General features: G+C 70.7%; 6 protein-coding genes. 1 reads left to right on the forward strand and 5 read right to left on the reverse strand.

The window, feature by feature from the left end:
* From QQK83_RS18790 to QQK83_RS18810, 5 genes are all read right to left on the reverse strand, one after another.
* Positions 1–275, reverse strand: a 275-nt coding sequence (locus QQK83_RS18790) for a hypothetical protein (RefSeq protein ID WP_284266897.1), incomplete at its 3' end; no start/stop codon positions are given.
* A gap of 122 nt (positions 276–397) precedes the next feature.
* Positions 398–1,144 carry an SDR family oxidoreductase gene (locus QQK83_RS18795; RefSeq protein ID WP_284266898.1) on the reverse strand — a complete coding sequence of 249 codons (747 nt, stop codon included), beginning with the start codon at positions 1,142–1,144 and terminating at the stop codon, positions 398–400.
* Positions 1,141–2,463, reverse strand: coding sequence for an FAD-binding oxidoreductase (locus QQK83_RS18800; RefSeq protein WP_284266900.1), 1,323 nt, complete (start codon positions 2,461–2,463; stop codon positions 1,141–1,143). Before QQK83_RS18800 ends, QQK83_RS18795 begins: the two co-directional genes overlap by 4 nt.
* Entirely contained in the window at positions 2,460–2,894 is a 435-nt protein-coding gene (locus QQK83_RS18805; protein WP_284266902.1) for a GtrA family protein, read from the reverse strand. Before QQK83_RS18805 ends, QQK83_RS18800 begins: the two co-directional genes overlap by 4 nt.
* Positions 2,891–4,300 (reverse strand): UbiA family prenyltransferase, encoded by a 1,410-nt coding sequence (locus QQK83_RS18810; RefSeq protein ID WP_284266904.1) that lies wholly within the window; start codon positions 4,298–4,300, stop codon positions 2,891–2,893. Before QQK83_RS18810 ends, QQK83_RS18805 begins: the two co-directional genes overlap by 4 nt.
* Before the next feature lie 243 nt (positions 4,301–4,543).
* On the opposite strand from QQK83_RS18810, the gene QQK83_RS18815 reads away from it, so the two are divergent.
* The coding region (locus QQK83_RS18815; RefSeq protein WP_284266907.1) for an organomercurial lyase at positions 4,544–4,784 on the forward strand (241 nt) is incomplete at its 3' end.

Here is a 4,784-nt window from a genome sequence, read left to right on the forward strand (position 1 = left end):
GCGCTCACCGCCGGGTCGGCGGGCGCAAGCAGGGGGCGCACCCGCGCGGCGGGGCGGGGCACCGGGCGCGCGGGCGCGTCGGCGGCCGTCATCTCGACCGTGGGGGCGGCGCGCATCACATGCGGCAGCGCCGCCGACAGCACGGCAAGCCCCGCCGTTCCCGCAACGCAGGCCGACAGCACCAGAGCGGCGATCACGCCGTTGGGGCTGTCCATCAGGCGGGTCACGCCGGTTGCCATCCGCGCCATGCGATGCGCGATCACTGTCCCATTCATGAAATGCCGCCTACGCGCCTTGGGTGAATATCTCAACAACGCAGGAGCAAGAGTCGCGCCGACCTCGCACGGCTGGCGAGATTCCGCCCATTCCGGGCCCCCATGGGCGGGTTTCGGCCCTCTCAGATCGAGGTTTTCTTGAAGATCGTCTCGGGGATCGCGCGGATGATGGCCATGATCAGCCGCCAGATGCGGCGGACATAGATCACCTCCTGCCCGCGCTCGACCGCGGCGAGGATGGCCTGCGCCACCTCTTCGGGCTGCGCGACAAGGCGCGCGGGCAGGTCCAGGCCTTCGGTCATCTTCGTCGCCACGAAGCCCGGCAGAACGGTCACCACATGCACGCCCCTGCCCGCGAGCCGGTTCCTGAGGCCCGAGAGATAGGCCGTGAACCCCGCCTTGGCGCTGCCGTAGACATAGTTCGACGCGCGCCCGCGCTCGCCCGCGACCGAGCTGATTCCCACCAGCGTGCCCGCGCCGCGCGCCTCCATCGCGTTGGCCAGTGCGCCGAGGATCGTCGCGGGCCCCTCGAAATTCGCGCGCATGACATGGGCGGCGCGGGTCATGTCGGCGGCGTTCTCGCTTTGCTCGCCCATCAGGCCGATGGCCGAGATGGCCACCTGTGGCAGCTCTGGCAGAGCGGCCACGAAACCCGCGTGCCCCTCCACCTCCAGCGCGTCGAAGCGGTGCAGGCTGACCGCCACGCCGTAGCGCGTCTCGAGGTCGGCGCGGTCGCGCTCCAGCGCGGCGGGGTCGCGCGCGGCCAGTTGGATCGCGCAGCCCTTGGCGGCGAAGCCGCGGGCCACCGCGCGCGCCATGTCCGAGGTCGCGCCGAGGATCAGAACCGGCCCGGTCACCCGCCCGCTCACAGGCCCAGCCTTTCGGACTGCACCGAGACGAAGCGCGCGCCCGCGCCCGTCGCCGCCCGCATCTCGCGGAACGCGGTGACGCGGTCGTCGGCGGCCTCCAGCACGGCGCGGGGCATCCGCGCATCCTTGGCCAGGTAGAAGCGCCCGCCATGGTCGAGCGTGATCCGGTCGAGGGTCTCCATCAGGGCAAGGCTCCGGTCGTTCACTGGGAAATCGAGGGCGAGCGTATAGCCCGCCATGGGAAAGGAAAACCGGCCCTCCTGCGGGCCGAAGCGTTTCAGCACCGACAGGACCGAGGCCTCGCCCGATTTGGCGATGGCCGCCAGCAGCGCATGCATCCCTTCGCGCGCGGTGTGTTGGGGCAGGGCGCATTGGAACTGAACGAAGCCCGCGCGCCCGTAGCCGCGGTTCCAGTCCAGCACGGCGTCGAGCGGGTAGAAATAGCTCTGCCAATCCACCAGCCGCTCGCCCGGCTTGCGCCGCCCGTTCCAGTAGTAGAGCGCGTTGAACGCCTGCCGGGTGAGGCCGTTCAGCGCCATGGCGGGCAGGTCGACGGGCAGGCGCACGGTGGGTTTGCGCGGCACGTGATAGGGGCGGCTGCGCTGCGAGGGGGGCAGGTCGTTGACGCAAGCGTGACGGCCCAGCATCACCAGCCCGCGGCCCATCATCGGCCCGGTCGTCACGCAATCGAGCCAGGCCACCGAATAGGGCGCGCGCAGCGTCGCCTCCATCATGTCGATGGTGGCATCGAGCGTCTGGGTCGCGCGCAAGTCCTGGCAGATCCAGCCGGTCTCGACCGGCTTCAGCCGTAGGCCCGCGCGCAGGATCACCCCGGTCAGGCCCATGCCGCCCACGGTCCAGCCGAAGAGCTCGGTGTTGGGGACGGCGCGGGTGACGCGGCCCTCGGCGTCCATCACGTCGACCCAGTCGACGAAGGCCCCGAAACTGCCGTCGAGATGGTGGTTCTTGCCATGCACATCCGCCGCGATGGCGCCGCCCAGGGTGACGAAGCGGGTGCCGGGCGTGACCGCGGGAAACCAGCCGCGGGGAAGGAAGGTCTCGATGATATCGGCCAGCAGGACACCGGCCTCGGCCTCCAGCACCCCGGTCTCCGCGTCGAAGGACAGCATCCGGTCCATGCCGGTCATGTCCAGCGTCGCGCCGGGGCTGACGGCGCTGTCGCCATAGGCGCGCCCGTTGCCGCGCGCGATCAGCGGGCCGCCCGCCGCCAGCGCCGCGGCGACATCGGCCTCGGAGCGGATGCGCGCCACCCGCGTCTCGACGGGGCGGAACCGCCCCCATCCCGCAAGCGCCGTCATGGTGCCACCCCCGCCGCGCGGAAGACGTAGCGCCGGTCGAGCAGGTATTTCGTGACATAGCCCACGGTCAGCCCGATGACCGCGCCGATCTCGCGCGCAAGGTCGGTGCCCCATGTCAGCCAGAAGGCGGTTTCGGTCACCCAGAAAATCGCGGTCGTGACCACGCCCATGGCCGTATAAAGCGCGAACTGCCGTCCCTGTGCGGCGGCCCCCGTGGTCGCGTCGTAGAAGATCCACCGCTTGTCCAGCAGGTATTTCACCACCAGCCCCACCGCCGTCCCGGTCAGCATCGCAGCGACGAAGCTTCCCGCCGCGTCCCGGTCGAAAAGGGCCAGCACCACGCGTTGCGCGCCGAGATTGGCCAGCGTCGCCACCACCGCGAAGGCACCGTAGCGCAGCGCCAGCGCGCCCCCCCGCGGCGGCCCGCTCATGCCAGCACCGCCAGCGCGATGAAGATCGCGGTGCCCAGCATCACCTTGCGGCTGGTGCGGTTCTCCAGCGCCCAGATCATCGGGTCGTCATGCATCTCGCCGCGGGCGGCGATCATCACCATCCGGCTGATCCAGAAGATCAGCAGTGGACAGACTCCCCACAAGAGCCAGGGCGCGCCGAATTTCTCCTGCACGAGCGGCTCGTCGATATAGAGCGCCAGCACCAGCACCGAAAGATAGCCCGAGGCGATGGCCATCTGGCTCAGCACGGCCCGGTCCTCGACCCGGTAGCCGCGCCGCGAGACCTCGCGCCCCGCGGCCTCGAGGTCGGTCAGCTCGGCCAGCCGCTTCACCGCGGCGAGCGAGAAGAACATGAACATCGACACCGCCAGCAGCCAGACCGACAGGACGACCCCGATCGCCACCCCGCCCGCGATGATGCGGATCGTGTAAAGCGTCGCCAGCATGCAGATATCGACCATCGTGTGCTGCTTGAGCTTCACCGAATAGGACAGCGTCGCCACGAAATAAAGCGCGACCACCCCCAGCAGAACCGGCCCCACCGCAAGGGCGGCCATGGCGCCGACCAGCAGCAGGAGCGGGATGAGCGCCGTGCCCACCTGCGCCGAGACCGCCCCCGAGGCAAAGGGCCGGTTGCGCTTGCGCGGGTGGCTGCGGTCGTCGGACAGGTCGAGCAGGTCGTTGACCACGTACCCCGCCGAGGCCGTGAAACTCAGCGCGACGAAGGCGAGGAGCGACAGCAGGAAACTGCGCGGGTCAAAGGCGAGGTCCGCGACCATCGGCACGAAGACCAGCACGTTCTTGAGCCACTGATGCGGCCTGAGCGCGCGCAGGATCGCGGCGGCGTGCGCCTGCGCCGGGGGCAGATGCTCGGGCTGCGCGCCTGCGCGGGCGTCCAGCTGGCGGCGCACGGCCGCCGATGCGCCGACGCTGATCGCGCGCTCCGCGGCCTCCCAGACCGGCAGGTCGGCGGAACTGTCCCCGATGTAGTCGAACCCGCCCCGACCGTAGCGGTCGACCAGGAACCGCGCCTTTTCCGCGCCCTTGAGGTTCACGCCTTCGGCGCTGCCATGCACCTCGTCGAACAGTCCCAGGTGGGCCGCGACCGCCTCGGCCAGCCGCTGATCGGTGGCGGTGACCAGTGCAACGCGCCCGCCCGCCGCGCGCCGGGCCTCGATCCGGGCGATGACGCGGGGGTCGAAGGGCAGGGTCTCGACCCGCACGGTCGTGTCTTGCGCCAGCGCGTCCTTCAACGCCGCCCGCCCCCGCCGCAGCGCCCCGAGCGCGCGCAGCCCGGCCCGCGGATCGCGGGTCAGCGCGTCCCACAGGGTTTCGTGAAGCATGTCGCTGCGCAACAGCGTGCCGTCCAGATCCACGACCAGCACGCGATCCGACGCCCCGGCGGAGGGCTCGGCCGGAGGGGCAGGGGTGCCCGTGATGGTCTCGGCTCGTGTCAGGGCGATGCTCCGCGAAATTTCCTTTGTTTTCAATCTGCCCAGACCCTGCACCAGCCCGGCTGGCTTGACCAGAGCTTTCTGTGTGCCGCAGGGGCAAAGGATGGCTCGACAGGCGGGCCCGCCGAACGTTATCGTGCCGCTATCCGATTGCTGCCCAAGGATTTTGCTGCCGTGATGACCTTCGACATGCCCCCCGTTCAGCGTCGCCTTGCCGCCCTGTGCGCCGCGCTTGCCCTTGCCTGTCCCGCTGCCGTCCCCGGCCCCGTCGCCGCGCAGACCGTGAGTGCCGAGACAGGGACAGATGTCGACGCAGAGGCGGAGGCCACCGAAGCCGCCGCCGCTGAAGCTGCAGCCGTCGCCCAGGCGGCCGCGGCGGCTGCCGCTGCCGCCGCCGCGCAAGAGGCCGCCCGCC

The sequence above is a fragment of the Roseicyclus amphidinii genome (assembly GCF_030163755.1).
Taxonomy (GTDB): domain Bacteria; phylum Pseudomonadota; class Alphaproteobacteria; order Rhodobacterales; family Rhodobacteraceae; genus Roseicyclus; species Roseicyclus amphidinii.

What these genes read in the sequence shown, in the direction of transcription:
- QQK83_RS18800 (WP_284266900.1), bottom strand. Translation starts at nt 2,463, where the DNA reads ATGACGGCGCTTGCGGGATGGGGGCGGTTCCGCCCCGTCGAGACGCGG.
- QQK83_RS18805 (WP_284266902.1), bottom strand. Translation starts at nt 2,894, where the DNA reads ATGAGCGGGCCGCCGCGGGGGGGCGCGCTGGCGCTGCGCTACGGTGCC.